Raw genomic sequence first — 17,755 nt, 5'->3', positions numbered from 1 at the left:
TGATGAATGTTGAATTGCGAATTCAAAATTCAAAACTCAAAATGCAACATTTTGCGGTTTCGTTAAATTACCCCCAGCTCGCGTAGTTTTGAAATAGCGTCCGCATTGTAACCGAGCTTTTCAAGAATCTCCTCTGTGTGCTCGCCGAGCGTCGGCGGCGGCAAGGTCACGGCCGGCGGCGTGCGGCTGAGATCGACCCCGCTGCCGACGAGCCGCATCTTCCCCATCTTCGGGTGCTCCACTTCGATGGGAAAGCCGTACGCGCGCACCTGCGGGTCCTTGAAGACTTCGTCCATGGTGTTGAGCGGCGCGGCCGGGACGTCGCGCTCTTGAAGCTTCCGGAGCCAGTCTTCGCGTTGTCCGCCGCGAAAAATCTCCTGGAGCATTTGCCCGAGCAGGTCGTGATTCTCCTGCCGGCCTTTGCGATTGCGGAAACGCGGATCGTCCGCCCACTCCGGCTTGCCGGCGACCTCCAACAGGCCGCGCCAGAATTTCTCCGGCGACGAGAGGTGAATAACGAACGGAAGCCCGTCGCGATCGAGGAACGCAAAGACGCCGGCGGTGCGCACGCGCGTGGCGCGCCGCGGCACATTGCCGGTCTCGAAGAAGCGGACGGCGTTTTCGCTGGTGAAAGAAACCGTGGCGCGGAGAAGAGAAGTCTCCACTCTCTGCCCTTCTCCGGTCAACAGCCGGTTCACGAGAGCGCCGAGAATCCCATAGCAGGCGTAGATTCCGGTCAGATGATCGGAGAACGAGATGCCCATGCCTTGCGGATTTTCCGGATCGGTCAGCAGGCTCAACAGGCCGCTCATCGCCTGGCCCACCGTGTCGTAGCCGGGACGATCGCGGTACGGACCGGTCTGGCCGAAGCCGGAGATCGAGCAGTAGACGATCTTTGGATTCAGCGCCCGCACCGTCTCGTATCCCATCCCTCTCTTGTCCAACGTTCCCGGACGGAAATTTTCGATGACGACGTCGGACGCGGCGGCGAGCTTTAAAAAAATCTCGCGCGCTTCGTCGCGCCGGATATCGAGCGTGAGGCTTTTTTTATTGCGGTTCAAGCTGCGGAAGTTGGAAGAGTAGAGATTTTCCCCCCAGCCACGGAACGGATCGCCCTGCCCCGGCTGCTCGATCTTGACCACCTCGGCGCCGAGGTCGGCCAGCAGCAGGCTCGCGAACGGACCGGTCACGTAGCTGGCGATTTCAAGAACCCGGATTCCCGCGAGCGCTCCTGCCACGACATTCGACCTCTCAAGACGGTGACTCCTTATTTCCCGTATGCGGCGGGAAAGTCAAGCGGATAGTATAGTGAGCAGTGAGGAGTGAGCAGTTAAGAGTGCGCAGAAATTCCGAGCGTTGAACCGCCGGCTTCCTCGCGCCTCACTGACTCACTTTCGTAGGGCAGGGTGAACGTGAACGTCGTGCCGCCGCCGGGCTCGCTTTCGACGCGGATGTCCCCGCGCAACAGCTCGAGATATTTTTTGACGATGCTGAGGCCGAGGCCGACGCCCGAATAGGTTCCCGTGTGCGCCTCGTCGAGCTGGTGGAATTCTTCGAAGATTCTTTCCAAATCCCCCGGTTTGATGCCGATCCCGGTATCGGCAACGGCAAACTCGATGCGGTCCCTTCCGTTGAGATCGCTCACTCGAATGTCGATGGCGCCGTGGGGCGTGAACTTGTAAGCGTTGCCGATCAGGTTCTGCAAAATCTCCTCGAGTTTCAGCGCGTCGGTGGTTATCGGACGCAAATCGGACGGCACTTCCCATGAGATTTTGATCCGGTTGTCGGGGTTCAACTGCTCCACGTAGTTTTGCACCTGCGTAACGACTTCGCCCACTTCGAACGTGGAGAGGTCCACCGACATCTTTCTCGCCTCGACCTTCGTGAGCGCCAGCACGTCGTTGATGAGCTTGAGCAGGATTCTGGAATAGCGAAGGATCTTCTCGAGCGATCCCCTTTGCCGCTCGCTCACTGCGCCGAAGAAGCCGTCCTTGCAGAGATCGGCGTTGCCGATGATGACGTTCAGCGGCGTGCGCAGCTCGTGCGACATCGCGGCGAGGAAGTCCGCCTTGGCGCGGCTGGCCTCCTGCATCTCCAGATTGGCCTTTTCCAGCTCGAGAGACTTCTGCTTGGTCTCGGAGAAAAGCCTCGCGTTCTCGACGGCAACGCCGATTTGGCCCGCCATCGAGGTGATCAGCTGAACCTCGCTCGCGGTAAGGCGCCGCGGGGTCCGGCCGTTACACAGAATCGCTCCCACGGAGCTGAGCTTGGCCGCGATGGGAAACACCGCCAGAAAGCAAAACCCGCCGCTCTGCGTGTTGCCGGTGCTGCTCAGCTCTTTGTATCGCCGATCGCCGCGGAGATCTTCGAAGATGATCGGCTGCCCGGCCTCCATCACCTTGCCGACGATCCCTTCGCCGGGGTGAAACACGCGAACGCGCGTCAAATCCTGCCGGTCGAGCGAGTAGGACGCCCGCACCCGGATCTCCTCCGTCTGCGGATCCGAGAGATAGATCCTCGTCGTATCGAAGTGGAACGTATCGGTGATCTTCTTGATGACTTCTTGCAGAACCGATTCCAGGTCCAGGGATTGGTTGACGGTCGTGGTCACGTCGTAGAGAGCCGAGATCTCTTTCGCCTTTTCCACGGTCTGCTCGAACAGATTGGCGTTTTCAAGCGCCACCCCGATCTGGTTCGCCATCGACACGAGCAGGACCTTATCCTTAGGTAACAGGCTACGGACGTTTCGGCTGAGAAAGTTGATGACGCCGACCGTCTTGGTCTTGCTCTTCAGCGGAAAGCTCATGTAGCTCCGGAAGCCTTCCTGCCGGGCGAAGCCGGCGGCGGCCCGCTCGCCATATAGAGAATCGGATCGGATATCCTGGAAAATAACCGGCTTTCCCGTTAACACGACGTTGCCGTTGACTCCCACTCCCACCGTGTCCGTTGCGGTCTTGGCCGCGAACTCTGCGCTGATGCCGTGGTGCATCCGCAACCGGATCTCCTTGGCCTCCGCGTCCACGAGATAGACTCGGGCCGCGTCGAAATGGGTGAGCGCCAAAACCTTGTGAACCACATCTTGCAAAACGACATCCGGATCGCGGGATTGGTTCACCGTCGCCGTGACGTCGTACAACGCCGACAGCTCGTTGGCCCTGGCGACCGTCTCGTCGAAAAGATTCACCTTTTCAACCGCCACGCCGATTTGGTCCGTCATCGAGGTCAACAACCGAACCTCCTCGACCTTCAGCCGCCGGGGCGCCCGGCCCACAAAGACGACCGCGCCGATGCATTCGAGTTTGCTCTGCACGGGGAAAACCGCCAAAAAGCAATGCCGCGTTTTTTCCGCCGCGTTAGTTTGGGTCAGCTTCGAATAGCGCGGGTCCTTTTGAATATGCTCGAATATGATCGCTTCCCTGCTCTCGACCGCCCTGCCGACGATTCCCTCGCCGCGCCGGAAAAATTTTGTTGGCGGGGCGAGTTCCGGGTCCACTTCATAGGAAGCCTTCAACTCCAACAAGTGCTCCGATTGACGGCTGGAGAGAAAAATCCGGGTCGCGTCGAAATGAAAAATCTCGCGGATTTTTTGCATGACCCCTTCCAACACCGATTCCAGCTCCAGCGAGCGATTGACCGTAGCCGTGACCTCCGAAAGAACCGCGATCTCCCGGGTCCGTTCTTCGACCCTCTGCTCCAACGTGGAATAGGAGCTTTTGAGCTCGGCGGCCATTTCATTGAATTCCCTCGCGAGCTGCTCCATTTCATCGCCGCTGTTGATCTCCACTCGGTGGTCGAGGTTGCCCCGGCGGATGATTTCCGCCCCGCGATGAAGCTCCCGGATCGGCTCGGTGATCTTTTTGCTGGCCCATACGATGACGATCGAGCCGATCATCAGCCCTAGGCCGAGCAGCAGGATCGCGTAGCGCTGCATCGTGACCAGATCTTTGAGCGCGATATCCACCGGCTCGGTCAGGATCACGGCCCAGTTCACTCCGCGCACCGGGGCGTACGTGCTGAGCACGGATTTGCCCGTGATGCCGGTCCCTTCCTCGGCGGGATCCGGGTCCTTTAGATCCTCGGGGCGGTCTAGAAACTTCCGGACTTTGTAGTGTTCTTTTAGATTCGTTCTCTTTAACACCAGCGACGGATCCTGGTGCGCGATCAGATTTCCATGGCTGTCCACCAGATAGGCCTTGCCGGCCTCGGAGAAACTGACATCGCCGACGATCTGCCAGAGAAAAGCCAGGTTGAGCTCGACGGCGACGACGCCTGTCGTTTGGCCCGGACGCGCCTGGATCGGGACCGCCATCGTCACATAAGGCTCGGCCTTGTCGGTGGTATAAACCGGGCTTACGTACGGTTCTCCGCCGAGCGCTCTTCTGAAGTAATCTTCTCGACTCTGGTCGGAAAGGTCGCTCGCAAGATAAACCCGCCGCTCCGAAACTTTCACGACTTCCATGCCCCGGTCGTTCAGAATCGCGATGGAAGTGGCGGGCCGGTCGTTCTTGAGCAGCAGCAAGGCGAGGAGTCTCTGCTCTTCGCTGCCGAAGTCATAGAGGCTCAACGAGACCGCCAGGTCGGACAGCCGTTCTATTTTACGCTCGACGATGTCCGTGATCTCGTTGGCGATTTTGGAAGCGACCTCCATTTGCAGTTGGGCCGTGGCTTTTTTGATTTGCGATCGCGTGTACAGAGTTCCGGCGATGGTGTTCGCCAGGAGCGCGACCCCCAAAAAGAGCAATCCCGTCCACAGAAGCCGATGGCGAATGCCTCCGCCGCGCCAGGTGAGAAAATCGACGGCACGTTTCCACGTCATATCCGACCCACGCTATTCGACCAATTCGTCGGCCTGCAGGAGAATCTCCTTGGGAAGTTTGATGCCGATGGCCTTGGCGCTCTTCAGGTTGATGACGAGCTGCAATTTGTGGGGCTGCTCGATCGGAAGATCCGCGGGTTTCGCGCCGCGAAGGATCTTATCGACCAGGAGCGCGCCCTGCTGCCCCAAGGAATAATAGTCCGAGCTGTAAGCTGCGAGCAAACCTCTTCTCACGGTCTGGACATTCGGGCCTATCGCAGGGAGTTTTTCCTTGACGGCCCACTGCGCGATCGACTCCGTTGCACCGACGAACGCGATGTCCGGCGGGACAAACAGCGCTTCGCCCGACTTGCGCGTTACGAGAGCGCTTTGCTTACTGACCTCATCGACGTTCGTCGCCTGGATCTCGACCTCGACGAGCGTAAAGCCCATCCTTTGCGCCGCCCCCCGCGTGGCGACCAGATACTCCTCGTAATTCGTCGCCTTTCGGTTGGTAAGAAAAATAACGCGCCTGATCGTAGACGACAGCCCCTTGAAAAGCTCAAGGCGTTTTTCGGTAAGCTCCAGAACGGAGCTCGATATGCCCGTCAGGTTATTGCCCGAGCTGCTGTAGCTTTTGACCAGCTTCAGCGGATTCCCGGCGCTGAGAAATACCACCGGGATATGCGTCCCCTCCGTCAGCTTCGCCACCGGCACCGTTGCCGTCGTCGAAGAGGTTACGATCAGGTCGGGAACATCGCGCACGATCTTTTCGGCCAGCTTCTTGAGCGCATCGACGTCCCCTTTGGCGTTGTGAAAGTCATACTTGATATTTTTTTTCTCGACATATCCGACGTCGGACATTTTCTTCTTGAAGCCTTCGACGGCGGTTAGAAATTGATCCTCCGCCACCAAGGCGCTGATGCGATAGACCTTCTGGGCCTCGGATGCGCGAGGAAAACAAAGCGTAAAAACGATCTGCAGGACAAAAATCCATCCACGTAACTTCATCGATCGGCCCTTTCGCCCTTCTATTCGATCACCTCGTCCGCCCGGAGCAGGATCTCCCGAGGAATTTTTAACCCGATGGCTTTTGCGGTCTTCATGTTGAGCACGAGCCTGAGCCTCAAGGGCTGCTCGATTGGCAGGTTTTCCGGCTTGGCGCCCTTGAGGATCTTATCGACGAGGACGGCGCCTTGCTGTCCCAGGGCGGAGAAATCCGGCCCATAGGCCGCCAGCGCTCCCTCCCGCGCTCTCGAAACGTTGAACGAAACCGATGGGAGTTTTTCCTTGATGATGTAAAGGGAGACCTCCTTGACCGCCTCGAGAATCACCCCGTCCGGCGGATAGAAGACCGCGTCGCCCAAATGGCGGCTGAGCTGGTTTTTCGCCCACAGGATCAGCTCCTCCTGGCTCGCGATATCGAACTCGACGAGCTTCAAGCCGAATTTATCGGCGGCCGCTCGAGTGGCGCTCAAGTTTTCCCGATAGTTCGTGGCTTGAGGATTATTGAGAGAGATGAGTTTTTTGATGCCCGGAACCAACTCCTTTAGGACTTCCATCCGCTTCGGGGCGAGATCGATCGCCGCGGTGCTGATCCCGGTCAGGTTGCTGCCGGAGCTGGCGTAACTCTTCACGAACGCGAGCGGATTTCCCGCGCTCAAAAAAACTACCGGCAGGCGGGTCCCGGAACTCGCCTTGGCCACCGGCTCGGTGGCGCTGGTCGAAGCGGTAACGATCAGATCCGGTTTTGCTTGAACCAGCCGGTGGGCGTTTCTCTTGATCTCCCTGGCGTCGGCGCGGGCGTTGTAGATCTCGTATTGGACGTTCTTCCCTTCGATATATCCCAGCTCCGCCATCTTTTGTTTGAAGCCTTCGATGGCGGGCATGGATTGATCGTTGGAGACGGACGCTCCGATGCGGTAAATCTTCTCGGCGCGCGCGACCTGCGGCGCGATAAAAAACGCGAGAGCCAGCGCCGTGACAAGCGCTGGGCGGTTCATTTCATGTCGCCGTTCGGCGCCGACAGCTCGCTCTCCAAAGACCCCAGACGGCCGTTGGAAATCATCTTCAGAATTTCTTCCTTGCTGAAGCGCCAGCCGCCGCCGAATTTTCTCCCGGGTATCAAGCCCCGGCGCGCCAGCTTATAGACGGTCCTGAGATGCACCTGCAGAAGCTCTGCGACCTGTGAAGCGGTTAATATTTGTTCCACTGTGATTGCCTCCTAATTGCTTGGATTTTCCCGATTGCACCAAAAGTGCAGGATATATGCCAAGCCTTTGACCGGGGAGGCAATCGAAAAAGCTAGTATTTACAGAGGGTTTTAGCGGAGAGCAATTCAGGCGTGTGGTTATTTGTGCCGAGTTTTTGACACCCATGCGGGAAGATACAAATTTTGTAAGGGCAAGGATCCGATTACTGGCTGTTTCGGGGTTCGCTGAACAGCGCACGGCCGGCCTCATGGAGCATTGCCACGCCACGCACCTCCTGGTCAAAGAGCGGGACGATGGCGCGAACGGAGCCGGCAAATTTTTCCCACACGGTCTTCATGTGCTCTTCCTGCATCTGAACTCGGTTGAGGACGAACTCAGGCGCGTCATCGCCAAGCGCCTGGCGGTCCAAAAGCATGTTGACGATGACGCCGCCCACCGGAATCCCGAAGTCGTGGAACCAGCCGATGAACCGGCTGATCACGGCGATCGGCAGCGCCTCGGGAAGCGTCACGAAGAAAAAGGCGGTCTTTTCCGCATCCGTCAACCGCTCGCGCGCCCGGCCCATGCGCTCGCGAAATTGCAGCAGATACGTGAGCAGCGGATCTTCTTCTTTTTTCTTGGTGAAGGAGAGCATCTCGCGCAAGGTCCGCGCCTCCTGGCGCGACTTGAGCATCTTGTCCACCCACAAGGAGTAAACCTTGGACATGCCGAGCAGACGCCGGGCGTTCGCGGTCGGCGCCGTGTCGAAGACATAGACGTCGTACTCGTCCTTCAGCATCAAGTCCACCATGTTCTCGAACATGGCCGACTCCTCAAACGCGGGGTTCATCGTGGCGGATTCCACGAAGTCGTCGGCCTTGGCGCCGATGTCGGCAAACTTCAAAAACCACTGAATCTTCTCGCGGATCTCTTTCTTGGACTTCTCGATCGTCTCCTTGGTGTCGATCTCGCACGCCCAGAGGCTGGGCGCGCCGCTGACCGGCGTCGCGGCGCCGAAGACCGATTGCGCCAGCAGGCCGGAGAGACTGTGGACCGGGTTGGTGGAGGCGAGCAGCGTCCGCTTTCCCTCAGCCGCCAGCCAGAGAGCCGTCGCTCCCGCCAGCGCCGTTTTTCCCACGCCGCCCTTGCCGCCGAAAAAAATATATTTGAGCTCAGGATGCCCGCTTAAATAGCCCCCCATCGAGGTTGCGATCTGCTCCATAGATAACTAAAAAAGTTTTTCCGCCAGGCGCTCGATCATTTTGAGCCCGGCGACGTCGCGCTCCATTTCCGGCACATAGGCGAGGACGTCCTTGCCGAGGCTGGCGCGGATCTGGGCCATATATTTCTGCTGCAGGTCGATGCGGTTTTTGAGATACGCGGGGATGTTGCCGCGGCCTAAATCCTCCGGCAGCACCCGGTTCACGACGTAACCCGAGATCGGCACGTCGAAGCGCGCGAACAGCTCGGCGGCTTTGCGCGTGTCGAGGATGATCATCTCCTCGGGAACCAGGACGAAGAAAAAGGCCGTCCGGCGCTTGTCGGTCAATATCTGCGAAGAGGCGTTGATCCGGCTCTTGATGTACTGAAGCTCCTTCAAGATATTGTCCTCTTCGTGCGTTTCCTGGCGCCGCATGGTGGCCGCCACCTGATCGTAACGGCCCATCTCTTCGCGGAGCTTCGTGATCTTGTTGATCCATTCGTCGTACACCTTCGCCATCGACAAGTAGTAGAGCGCGTGTCCCAAAGGGACAAGATCGTAGATATAGTAGTCGTAGTCGCCCTGGACGATGATATCGACGACCGCGTCGAAGATGGCGCTCTCCTCCATCGCCGGCTCGGCCGAGGCCGCGGAGATGTAATTGTCGATTTCCTCGGGCACGCGCTCGAAGCCGTACATGTCGAGAATTTTTTTTCGGATCTCGTCCTGGTACTCGCGAATCCTGCGGTCGGCGTCGACCTCCTGGGCCCAGAGGTTTTGCATGATCGACACCGGCCCTTGGCCGAAAATGTCGCGCTGGAAAATATCCGAAAGGCTCGCCTGCGGATCGACGGAAAACAGCAAAACCTTTTTTCCCTGGCTCGCAAGCCAAAAAGCGCAGGTCGCGGAGAGCGTCGTCTTGCCCAGGCCGCCCTTGCCGCCAAACATGATGTACCGGCGCTCCGGCTGGCTTTCGAACACTTCGCGTAGCGGCATACGGCGGGGGATCAACCCAGGGTGTCGGTGATGTCTTTTTCGCGCAGCATGCGCCGCTTCCACGAGCTGATTTGCGGCGTCACGTAGGGAAGGAGCCGAAGCGAATAATAAGGAGGAAGGATCGGCACGCCGAGCAGGTCTCCCATCGTGATGAGGATAAAGAGATGCTCCATGCTGGCGCGCGTGCGCACCGCGTGGCGGGTCATCTCGTGCGAGGACATGCCGTAAACGATGTCCTTGAAGACCTGAAAAATCCCGCCCTTCTTCGGTTTGTTTTTGTCAGTCATCTTGTTCTCCAAACGCACGGGCGCGATGAATCGCGCCCCCACCCATTTGCTCTAAACTCCGTGCAGATCGAACTCCTCGCGCTCCCAAAATTCTTTTCGTCGTGCCGTTTTGCGCTTCCATTTCTCGATTTCCGGCGCCACGTAGGGAAGTAGCCGCAGCGCATAAACCGGCGGCATCACCGGAAGGCCGATCAAATCGCCCAGAGTGACGATCATGAAAACGGATTCGAGCTCGCGCCGCGCCTCCAAAGCATGGCGGGCGAATTCGTGCCCCGTCATGCCGTAGACAAACTGTCTGATCGCCTGCATCATCATACTCGCTCGACGGAAATCCTCGCTAACCGCGAACCGCGGCGGTGTCGGGCGTGCGCGCCGTCCGCCGCGAATATTTGACCAAAGCGCGGCAGCCGTCTACGCCGATGAGAAGCGCCGCCGCGACCAGTAGCAGCGCGACCACGATCATCAGTCCCGAGCCGATGACCGGAACCATTCTTCCCGCGGCGAGATTGGAAACGTAGACGTTGAAGTAGAGATTGTACGCCGTGACTAAAATGGATGCGACGGTGGTGACGTACATGAAAACCGTCGGTAAGCCTGCATAGAGCCAGCTCTTGCCCTGCGCGACGAGCCAGATCGTCACCAGCAGCAGCGAGAGCGCGGCCATGAGTTGATTGGCGCCGCCGAAAAGCTGCCACAGATAGATCCACGTCCCGGTCATCACCAGCAAGATCGCCAGCAAGACCGAGAGGAACGACGCCACGTGCTGGTTCCGGAGCGGCGGCAGGACCTCGCCCAGCCACTCGGTGAGCGTGATGCGCATGACGCGAAAGATGAGCTGCGTCACGACGAGCACGATGACGATGAACGCGGCGAATGCGAGCGACACCGCGTATTCGATCGGCAATCCCCAGACGCTGATGAAACCGCCCAATCCATTGGCGAACGTCGCGACCGGAGATCCTTTGGCGCCGACGGTGACGGCAAGCAGCGCCAGCAACCCCAATAAAAATTCCGCGAACATCGCGCCCGCGCCCACCGGCAGCATGTCGGCTTCGCTTTCGATTTGCCGCGCCGTTCCCACCGAGCCGAACAGAGAATGCCAGCCCGAGATCGCGCCGCAAGCGATCGTCACGAACAGCATCGGCCAGAGCGGCATGATTCCGGCGGGCCCTAACTGTGCGTTCCATCCTTTGAACGCCGGAATCTGGAATTGCGCTACTTCGGGCTTGATGAATGTCCCCAGTGCCGCGCCGGCGAGGCCGAGGATCATCGATACGGCCGTGATCCAAAATCCCACGTAGACGACCGGCTGCGCCATGCGCCAGATCGGCAGCACCGAGCCGGCGTAGCAGAACGCACAGATGGCGATCGCCCAGAAAAGCAGGCTGGGCATGATCTTCGCCTCGGCACCCTTATATCCGCCGAGTTCCGGGTTAAAGTAGGTCACGATCGGCGCGCCGCCGGTGAGAGAGTTGAAGAATTCGTTGAGGCCTCTGAAGGTGGCTTCCGTGAAAGGACCGGCAAGGATGGCCGCAAAAACGATTCCCACCGTCAGCGCCGTCGCCGGCAACAATCCCACGCCCCAGCGGTAGAGCATCTGTCCCAACAACAGGCCCATGACGACGAGAAGGATCAATCCCAGGTGCGTCCTGGGCTGCGAGTCCATCACCTGCGCCATGATGCCGACGAACGCGCCGGCGATCAGCAGCAAATAAAAAAAGATGAACAGAAAAAGGATCGCCCGGGTGCGCGGCGAGATGAGACGATGCGCCACGGCGGAGAGGCTGTTGCCCTCGTTGCGCACCGACATGACGATGGCGCTGTAGTCGCTCACCCATCCCATGAAGGAAACGCCCAGCACGAGCCAGACGAAAGCCGGCAGCCAACCCCAGAGGCTCGCGGCGACGATCGCGCCGACGATCGGTCCGGCGGCGGCGATCGACTTGAAATGGTAGCCGAACAAAATATTCCGGTTGGTCGGCATGAAATCGACGCCGTCCATGTAGAGAACGGCGGGAGTGGCGCGTTTGGGATCGGACTGAATAACGTTACGGTCGATGCGGCGGGCGTAGCGCGTATAGGCCAAGTAGATCGTTGCCGCCCCGATGATCACGGCAATCAAGGCATTCATGGCTTATCTTCCTCCGACCCAAACGACCATTGACCGAATTCGGGCAGATCATATACTTTCGCTTTAGCTGCGGCAACCTTGCCGCGCCTCGAGAGAAACCAGCCGTGCAGGATGCGAAATGGTCGAAGTTGGACGATGATGCGCTGGAAAAACTGCTGCTCGAGCGCTGGCTGTTCCGCGGAGTCCTGATCGTCGTCATGCTGGCCGGAGCAGTCATGACAACCTACCTCGGCGGCGCGGGACTCCCTACGCTCGTCGATCGGCTGGCCGTCAGCGCCCTGGTCTGTATTACGCTCTCGGCCGGCGGCATCGCGCTGGCGATGCGCGGCACGGATCTCCGCATCCATCGGGAGTTGCGCCGCCGGCGCTCGGCCGCTTCGCGCGTGGAATGAATTCGAAGATCGGCGGAGCTATTTCTTCGCTTCCACGCGCCAGAGATAAAGCGTGTGATCCCAGCCCGAGGAGTCCTTGATGTGCTCCGTCTTGACCGGCTTCCAGTCACCCATGTCGAAGTCGTGGGAAACAACGCGCGACCCGGGCTTCATCTGATTCCATATGTTCGGCCTTAGCATCATATTCACTTCGGGGAGGAGATACATCGTCAGCACGGAAGCGCCGGATAGATCGACGGTCCGGATGTCCTGCTGTTTTATCTCCACCAGCTTTTCCACGCCGGCTTTCTTGATGTTCTCGTGCGACTCTCTGATGCGCTCCGGGTCGATCTCATAGCCGATCGCCTTGACGCCGTATTTCTTCGCCGCAGTCACCACGATTCTGCCGTCGCCGGAGCCCAGATCGTAGACCACGTCGCCTTTTTTGACCTGCGCGAGCTCGAGCATCCGGTCGACCACATCCTGCGGCGTCGGAACATACGGCACTATTTTCTTGGACTCGATGTCTTGAGCCTGCGACGTGTAAACGACGACGCCGCCGGCTGCCACAAAGACGAATAACGCAAGCCACAAAAGCTGTCGCTTCGTTCTCATGCTGTCATCCTCCTTGAATTTTTCCTCGTAAACGTTGGAAAAATTATCGGATCGACCTCGGGGTGTCAAGAGATGTACAATGAACAAGCGGGTAGCCGGCGGCGTAACCCGTTCACTCCGAGCCCTAGCGGCATTTAATCCCCCAAATCGAAGCGCGGCCGCCGCGCCATTTCCTCGATGAGGCCTTTGTAACGTTCCTTGATAACCTGCCGGCGCAACTTCAGCGTCGGCGTCAATTCCGCCCGCTCCATGGAGAAGTGGTGCGGTACAATACGAAAGTTGCGGACCGCCTCGAAGGCGGAGAGCTGCTTGTTTTTCTCCCTGATTCTTTCCTTGACGAGCGCCGTGACGCGCGGATGCGAGGCGATCTCTTCCGCGCTTTGAAACTCCACTCCTTCCCGCTTGGCCCAATCCAGAACCCGGTCGCGATCGAGCGTAACCAACGCGACGAGATGCGCTTCCCCATCGCCCAGCACGATCGCCTGAGCGATCAGCGGCTCCGTCTGAAGAAGATTTTCAATCATCTGGGGCGCGATGTTTTTTCCCCCGGAAGTCACGATGATATCCTTTTTCCGATCGGTGATGCGGAGAAAACCATCGCCGTCGATTTCTCCGATGTCTCCGGTGCCGAGCCAACCTTCCTCATCGAGCGCCGCGCGCGTGCCCTCCGGGTCGCGATAGTAACCTTTCAAAATATTCTGTCCGCGAAGCAAGATTTCGCCGTCTCTGCCGATGCGGCACTCCACGCCCGGAAGCGGCAAGCCCACCGTGCCGAACTTCGGCCGCTCGGGTCGATTCGCGTGCGACACGGTCGAGGATTCGGTCAGTCCGTAGCCTTCCAGGATCAGTATGCCGACCGAATGGAAGAACTTCGCGATCTCCGGCGCCAGAGGAGCGCCTCCCGAGACCGCCAGCCTGAGGTTGCCGCCGAATGCCGCGTGAATTTGAAAATATACCAGGCGGTGCGCGAGACCATGAGCCGCGCGCAAGAGCAGGCTGATCCTCTTCCCCTCGATGCTGTGGACACTCCAACGCGCGCCTACGGTCACCGCCCAGTGGAAAATGCTCCTGCGTAGCCGGCTCCCCGCTTCCGCCCTGGAGCGCACCCGCGCGTAGGCGTTTTCATAGATCCGCGGGACTGAAACCAGAATCGTGGGTCGAACCTCGAGAAGGTCCTTGCCGATCGTTTCCAGGGAGCGGACCAGGCCGCAGGTAAATCCCTCGGCAACCGCCAGGAAATGCTCCAAGCGGCCGAGCGAATGTGCCAGGGGCAAAAACAAGAGGTCGACGTCCCGGTCGCTCCATGGAATCGCCTTCGACACCGCCTCGAGCATGAAGAGATAATGGCGATGGGTCGTGAGCACGCCTTTGGGCTCTCCCGTGGTGCCGGAAGTATAAATGATGGTGAGATCGTCCTCCGGGCGGAGCGACGATGCGGTCCTCTCGAAGAGGTCCCCATGATTTTGACCGTATTCCCTGCCGATTCGCCGAAGCTCGGCCAGAGAAATACAAGAAATGGACGCAACGGCGGGCTCAGAGACGCCGGCGTCCTCGATGGAAACGATTTGCCGCACCGAGCCGAGCGAATCCGGTTTCTTCAGCCGGTCGGCGGAGTCGACGACCAGAACCGTAGCGCCGGAATGTTCGAGTATGTGAGCGAGCTGCGCCATCGTGCTGGAGGCGTAGACCGGCACGGTCAACGCGCCGATGCATATATTCGCCCAATCGATCAAACACCATTCGACCCGATTGCCCGAAAACATCGCGACCCGATCGCCTTTGCCGATGCCGAGAGAGATTAGGCCGAGGGCGATCTCGCCGACGCGCGACCGAGCGTCGCGCCACGTCATTTTCTCCCAGGCTCCCTCGCGCGCGAAACGATAAAGCGCCCGATCATCGTAACGGCGGGACTGAGAGAGAAACATTTCGGCCAAACTCTGATATTTCACGGCAATAAATTAACGTAGCTAGTCCAATGAATAAAGCCGTTTCTTGAAACCCCGGTTTGTTTCTGCCATTACTGAACCGTGAAACTCGTCGGTTTGACGGGCGGCATCGCCTCCGGAAAAAGCACCGTGGCCGGCATGCTGCGCGAGCTCGGCGCTAAAATCATCAACGCGGATGATCTCGCTCGCTCGATCGTCCAGCCGGGCAAGGAAGCCTGGAAGGAGATCGTGGCGGCTTTCGGCACGGAGATCCTGCGCCCCGATCGCTCGATCGACCGCGAAAAACTGAGGAGCGCCATCTTCGCGGACCCGCAGAAAAGGAAGCGGCTCGATGCGATCACGCATCCGCGTATTCGCGCTCTGGCCCAAGCGCGCGCGCAGGAGCTGGCGGCCAAAGGAGCGGCGATCGTCGTGTACGAAGCGCCGCTCCTGTTCGAAAACGAAGCGCACCTCTGGCTTCGTCCGGTGATCCTGGTCGGTTGCGAGGACGCTCTTCAAAGACGCCGGCTCAAGGCGAGAGATCACCTGGGCGAAGCGGAGATTGCCCAGCATATCCAAGCGCAGATGCCCTTGAACGAAAAAAGAACGCTCGCCGATTTTGTGATCGAAAACGACGGCGACCTGGACGATCTCAAAAAACAAGTTAAAGACGTCTGGGAAAAGATTCGACAGCAGTAAGCCCGCCCGCCCAAGTTACTCGACTATTTGGTTACTTGATGCGCTCCAGATAGGTTCCTTCCGACGGATCGACCCGCACTTTGTCCCCCACCTGAATGAACGGCGGGACCTGAACGGTCACTCCGGTCTCAAGCTTTGCCCGCTTATACGACGCGCTGGCGGTGGCGCCCTTGAAACTGGGCTCGGTCTCCACCACTGCGAGTTCCACGGTGGACGGCATATTGATTCCCACCGGCCTGCCGTCGTGGAATTGCATCTCGATGACCTGCTCGGGAAGCAGATACTGGAGCAGGTCGCCGATTTCCGCAGCCGGCAGCGAGATCTGCTCGTAGTTTTGGGTGTCCATGAAAGTATAAAGATTGCCTTCTGCGTAGAGATACTGCATCGCGCGGCTGTCCAGCATGGCTTGTTCCAGCCGGTCTTCGGAGCGGAATTTCTTCTCCGTACCGATGCCGGTCTTCAGATTCTTCATTTTAGTCTGCATGAAGCCGCGCTTGTTGCCCGGCGTCAAATGATGAATCGCCGTCACGCGGTATAAGTCGCCCTCATAAATGATGATCATGCCGGGTCTCAGTTGTGTCGATTGAATCATGGATGCGGGTTTCCTTTCGCTTTCTTTTTATCCACTTTTTTCACACCGACTGCAAGGCGTTTACCGGCGTCCGCTCGGCTGTTTCTTGGAGGGCCGATGCGTGAGACGTGGAGAATTAAGCGTAGGCAGGAAGGACTCGCAGCACTCTCGTCAAGCGCAACACCGTCGTATCGCATCGGACCGGAGAGAAATTGCCGGGCGGACGCCGAAGTTTAGGCATATAAGCCGCGCCAGAGCATAGCCTGCGCAACGCGGCTCACTCCGATCATCAGCGCCGCCAGGCGCATGCCGACGCTCTCCTTGCGGCTCATGTCGAGCACCTCGTAGAAGGCGCGCGTCATGATCTCTCTGAGCCTCTTGTTGATTTCCTCCTCGGTCCAGAAAAAGTTTTGCAGGTCCTGCACCCACTCGAAGTAGGAAACGATCACGCCGCCGGCGTTGGCGAGGATGTCGGGAATGACGAAGATGTCCCTACCTTTAAGGATTTCGTCGGCGTCCAGTGTCGTCGGCCCGTTCGCGCCCTCGGCAAGAATTTTACACTTCAACCTGGCCGCGTTATTGCCGGTGATCTGCATGCCCAACGCCGCCGGCACGAGGATATCGCACGGCAACTCCAACAGCTCGGCATTGCCGACCCGCGCGCCTCCCGTGAAATCCTCCAGCGTGGAATTTCTGGCCACGTGATCGATCGCGCGCTCGACCGGCAATCCCTTGGGATCGTAAACGCCGCCGGTCCGGTCGGAGACCGCGACGACCTTGACGCCGATGCCCGCCAGCTCTTTCGCCACGACCGAGCCGACGTTGCCGAAGCCCTGCACGGCGGCGGTGCAGCCGAGAAGATCCAGGTTCAGGTGTTTCGCCGCCTCGACGATCGTGTAGACGACGCCGCGTCCGGTCGCCTCTCTTCTTCCCTGCGTTCCGCCGATCGCGACCGGCTTGCCGGTGACCACGCCCGGCACCGCGTGGCCTTTGTGCTGGCTGTATGTATCCATGACCCAGGCCATCACCTGCTCGTCGGTGCCCATATCCGGCGCGGGGATATCCACCTCGGGGCCGATGAAATTGAGAATCTCCGCCGTGTAACGCCGCGTCATTCCCTGGAGTTCTTTGCGGGAAAGCCGGGGCGGGTCGCAAGAGATGCCCCCTTTCGCGCCGCCCAACGGCAGTCCGGCGAGCGCGCACTTCCACGTCATCCACATCGCCAGCGCCGAGACTTCGCCGAGATTGACTTCCGGATGGTAGCGGATGCCGCCTTTGAACGGGCCGAGCGTGTCGTTGTGCTGAACGCGATAGCCGGTGAACACGTGCACGCCGCCGTCGTCCATCCTGACCGGCACGCTGACGATCAATGCTCGGTCCGGCCGTTGCAATCTGGCCGCCACGTTCTTGTCGAGATTCAATCTTCCGGCGGCGATATCGAACTGCCTGACCGCCATCTCGTTCGCCGGGCTGCGCCACTCAACGGTTGCCATATACCTCCCTCCTTTTAACCCCGCCCCATTTTCGATTTTAGATTTTGGATTTTCGATTCAATCGAAAATCGGCTCAGCCAAAAAGAGAGGCTGATCAGCCTCGGGCGGAAATTAAAATCTAAAATTGTGTCATCCCGGCGGCCACGAGAAATTCCGCCCGCCGAGGAGATGAAAGTGAATATGAAAGACGGTCTGCCCCGCGGCGGCGCCGCAGTTGGCGACCACGCGAAAGCCGTCCTTGGAGATTCCCTGTTCCTTTGCCAGGCGGTTCGCCACGGAGTAGACCTCGCCGATCAGTTTTTGATCTTCCTCCCCGAGATCGAGCAGGGTCGATATGTGCTTGACGGAAACGATCAAGATATGGACCGGCGCCTTGGGGTTGATGTCCTTGAAGGCGAGGACGGATTTGTCGCGATAAACGATCTCTCCTTTGATTTTCCCCTCGACGATGCCGCAGAAAAGACATTCGCTCATGTTGC

General features: G+C 59.0%; 17 protein-coding genes. 2 read left to right on the top strand and 15 right to left on the bottom strand.

What is annotated here, in order from left to right; all coding sequences use genetic code 11:
• Positions 1-62 precede the first annotated feature (62 nt).
• The 10 genes from VGL70_01005 to VGL70_00960 form a co-directional block, all read right to left on the bottom strand.
• A complete protein-coding gene (locus VGL70_01005) occupies positions 63-1,238 on the bottom strand; it encodes a CoA transferase (protein HEY3302093.1) in 1,176 nt (391 codons plus the stop codon).
• 92 nt (positions 1,239-1,330) lie between these two features.
• The gene (locus VGL70_01000; protein HEY3302092.1) at positions 1,331-4,816 is read right to left on the bottom strand and encodes a GAF domain-containing protein; all 3,486 of its coding nucleotides are present in this window, start codon (positions 4,814-4,816) and stop codon (positions 1,331-1,333) included.
• 12 nt (positions 4,817-4,828) lie between these two features.
• On the bottom strand, positions 4,829-5,806 hold the full coding sequence (locus VGL70_00995) for an ABC transporter substrate-binding protein (GenBank protein HEY3302091.1): 978 nt from the start codon (positions 5,804-5,806) through the stop codon (positions 4,829-4,831).
• Between the two features lie 20 nt (positions 5,807-5,826).
• A complete protein-coding gene (locus tag VGL70_00990) occupies positions 5,827-6,798 on the bottom strand; it encodes an ABC transporter substrate-binding protein (protein ID HEY3302090.1) in 972 nt (323 codons plus the stop codon).
• Positions 6,795-7,007, bottom strand: a complete 213-nt coding sequence (locus tag VGL70_00985) for a helix-turn-helix domain-containing protein (GenBank protein HEY3302089.1) — start codon at positions 7,005-7,007, stop codon at positions 6,795-6,797. Before VGL70_00985 ends, VGL70_00990 begins: the two co-directional genes overlap by 4 nt.
• A gap of 203 nt (positions 7,008-7,210) precedes the next feature.
• Positions 7,211-8,209, bottom strand: a complete 999-nt coding sequence (locus VGL70_00980; GenBank protein ID HEY3302088.1) for an ArsA family ATPase — start codon at positions 8,207-8,209, stop codon at positions 7,211-7,213.
• A 6-nt stretch (positions 8,210-8,215) separates the two neighbouring features.
• Complete coding sequence (locus tag VGL70_00975; GenBank protein HEY3302087.1) at positions 8,216-9,184, bottom strand: TRC40/GET3/ArsA family transport-energizing ATPase; 969 nt, start codon at positions 9,182-9,184, stop codon at positions 8,216-8,218.
• Between the two features lie 11 nt (positions 9,185-9,195).
• Positions 9,196-9,471, bottom strand: a complete 276-nt coding sequence (locus tag VGL70_00970; protein ID HEY3302086.1) for a hypothetical protein — start codon at positions 9,469-9,471, stop codon at positions 9,196-9,198.
• A 51-nt stretch (positions 9,472-9,522) separates the two neighbouring features.
• Positions 9,523-9,780, bottom strand: a complete 258-nt coding sequence (locus tag VGL70_00965) for a hypothetical protein (protein ID HEY3302085.1) — start codon at positions 9,778-9,780, stop codon at positions 9,523-9,525.
• Between the two features lie 28 nt (positions 9,781-9,808).
• Positions 9,809-11,602, bottom strand: coding sequence for a carbon starvation CstA family protein (locus VGL70_00960; GenBank protein ID HEY3302084.1), 1,794 nt, complete (start codon positions 11,600-11,602; stop codon positions 9,809-9,811).
• 104 nt (positions 11,603-11,706) lie between these two features.
• Between VGL70_00960 and VGL70_00955 the strand changes: the two genes are divergently transcribed.
• Positions 11,707-11,994 (top strand): hypothetical protein, encoded by a 288-nt coding sequence (locus VGL70_00955; protein ID HEY3302083.1) that lies wholly within the window; start codon positions 11,707-11,709, stop codon positions 11,992-11,994.
• A gap of 18 nt (positions 11,995-12,012) precedes the next feature.
• Here the strand turns inward: VGL70_00955 and VGL70_00950 are convergent, their stop codons facing one another.
• Entirely contained in the window at positions 12,013-12,588 is a 576-nt protein-coding gene (locus VGL70_00950) for a class I SAM-dependent methyltransferase (GenBank protein HEY3302082.1), read from the bottom strand.
• Between the two features lie 134 nt (positions 12,589-12,722).
• A complete protein-coding gene (locus VGL70_00945; GenBank protein HEY3302081.1) occupies positions 12,723-14,513 on the bottom strand; it encodes a long-chain fatty acid--CoA ligase in 1,791 nt (596 codons plus the stop codon).
• Positions 14,514-14,615: 102 nt separating this feature from the next.
• Here VGL70_00945 and coaE point away from each other — a divergent pair, with 102 nt between their 5' ends.
• Complete coding sequence (gene coaE / locus VGL70_00940; GenBank protein HEY3302080.1) at positions 14,616-15,212, top strand: dephospho-CoA kinase; 597 nt, start codon at positions 14,616-14,618, stop codon at positions 15,210-15,212.
• A 31-nt stretch (positions 15,213-15,243) separates the two neighbouring features.
• Here coaE and efp read toward each other — a convergent pair whose 3' ends face one another.
• The 3 genes from efp to VGL70_00925 form a co-directional block, all read right to left on the bottom strand.
• On the bottom strand, positions 15,244-15,804 hold the full coding sequence (gene efp, locus VGL70_00935; protein ID HEY3302079.1) for an elongation factor P: 561 nt from the start codon (positions 15,802-15,804) through the stop codon (positions 15,244-15,246).
• A 212-nt stretch (positions 15,805-16,016) separates the two neighbouring features.
• Positions 16,017-17,276: a Glu/Leu/Phe/Val dehydrogenase gene (locus VGL70_00930; GenBank protein ID HEY3302078.1), complete on the bottom strand. Its 1,260-nt coding sequence runs from the start codon at positions 17,274-17,276 to the stop codon at positions 16,017-16,019.
• Positions 17,277-17,405: 129 nt separating this feature from the next.
• Positions 17,406-17,750, bottom strand: a complete 345-nt coding sequence (locus tag VGL70_00925; GenBank protein HEY3302077.1) for a histidine triad nucleotide-binding protein — start codon at positions 17,748-17,750, stop codon at positions 17,406-17,408.
• Positions 17,751-17,755: the final 5 nt, after the last annotated feature.

Source organism: Candidatus Binatia bacterium (genome assembly GCA_036504975.1).
Taxonomy (GTDB): domain Bacteria; phylum Desulfobacterota; class Binatia; order UBA9968; family UBA9968; genus JAJPJQ01.
This window is presented reverse-complemented; position numbering and strand designations above follow the sequence as displayed.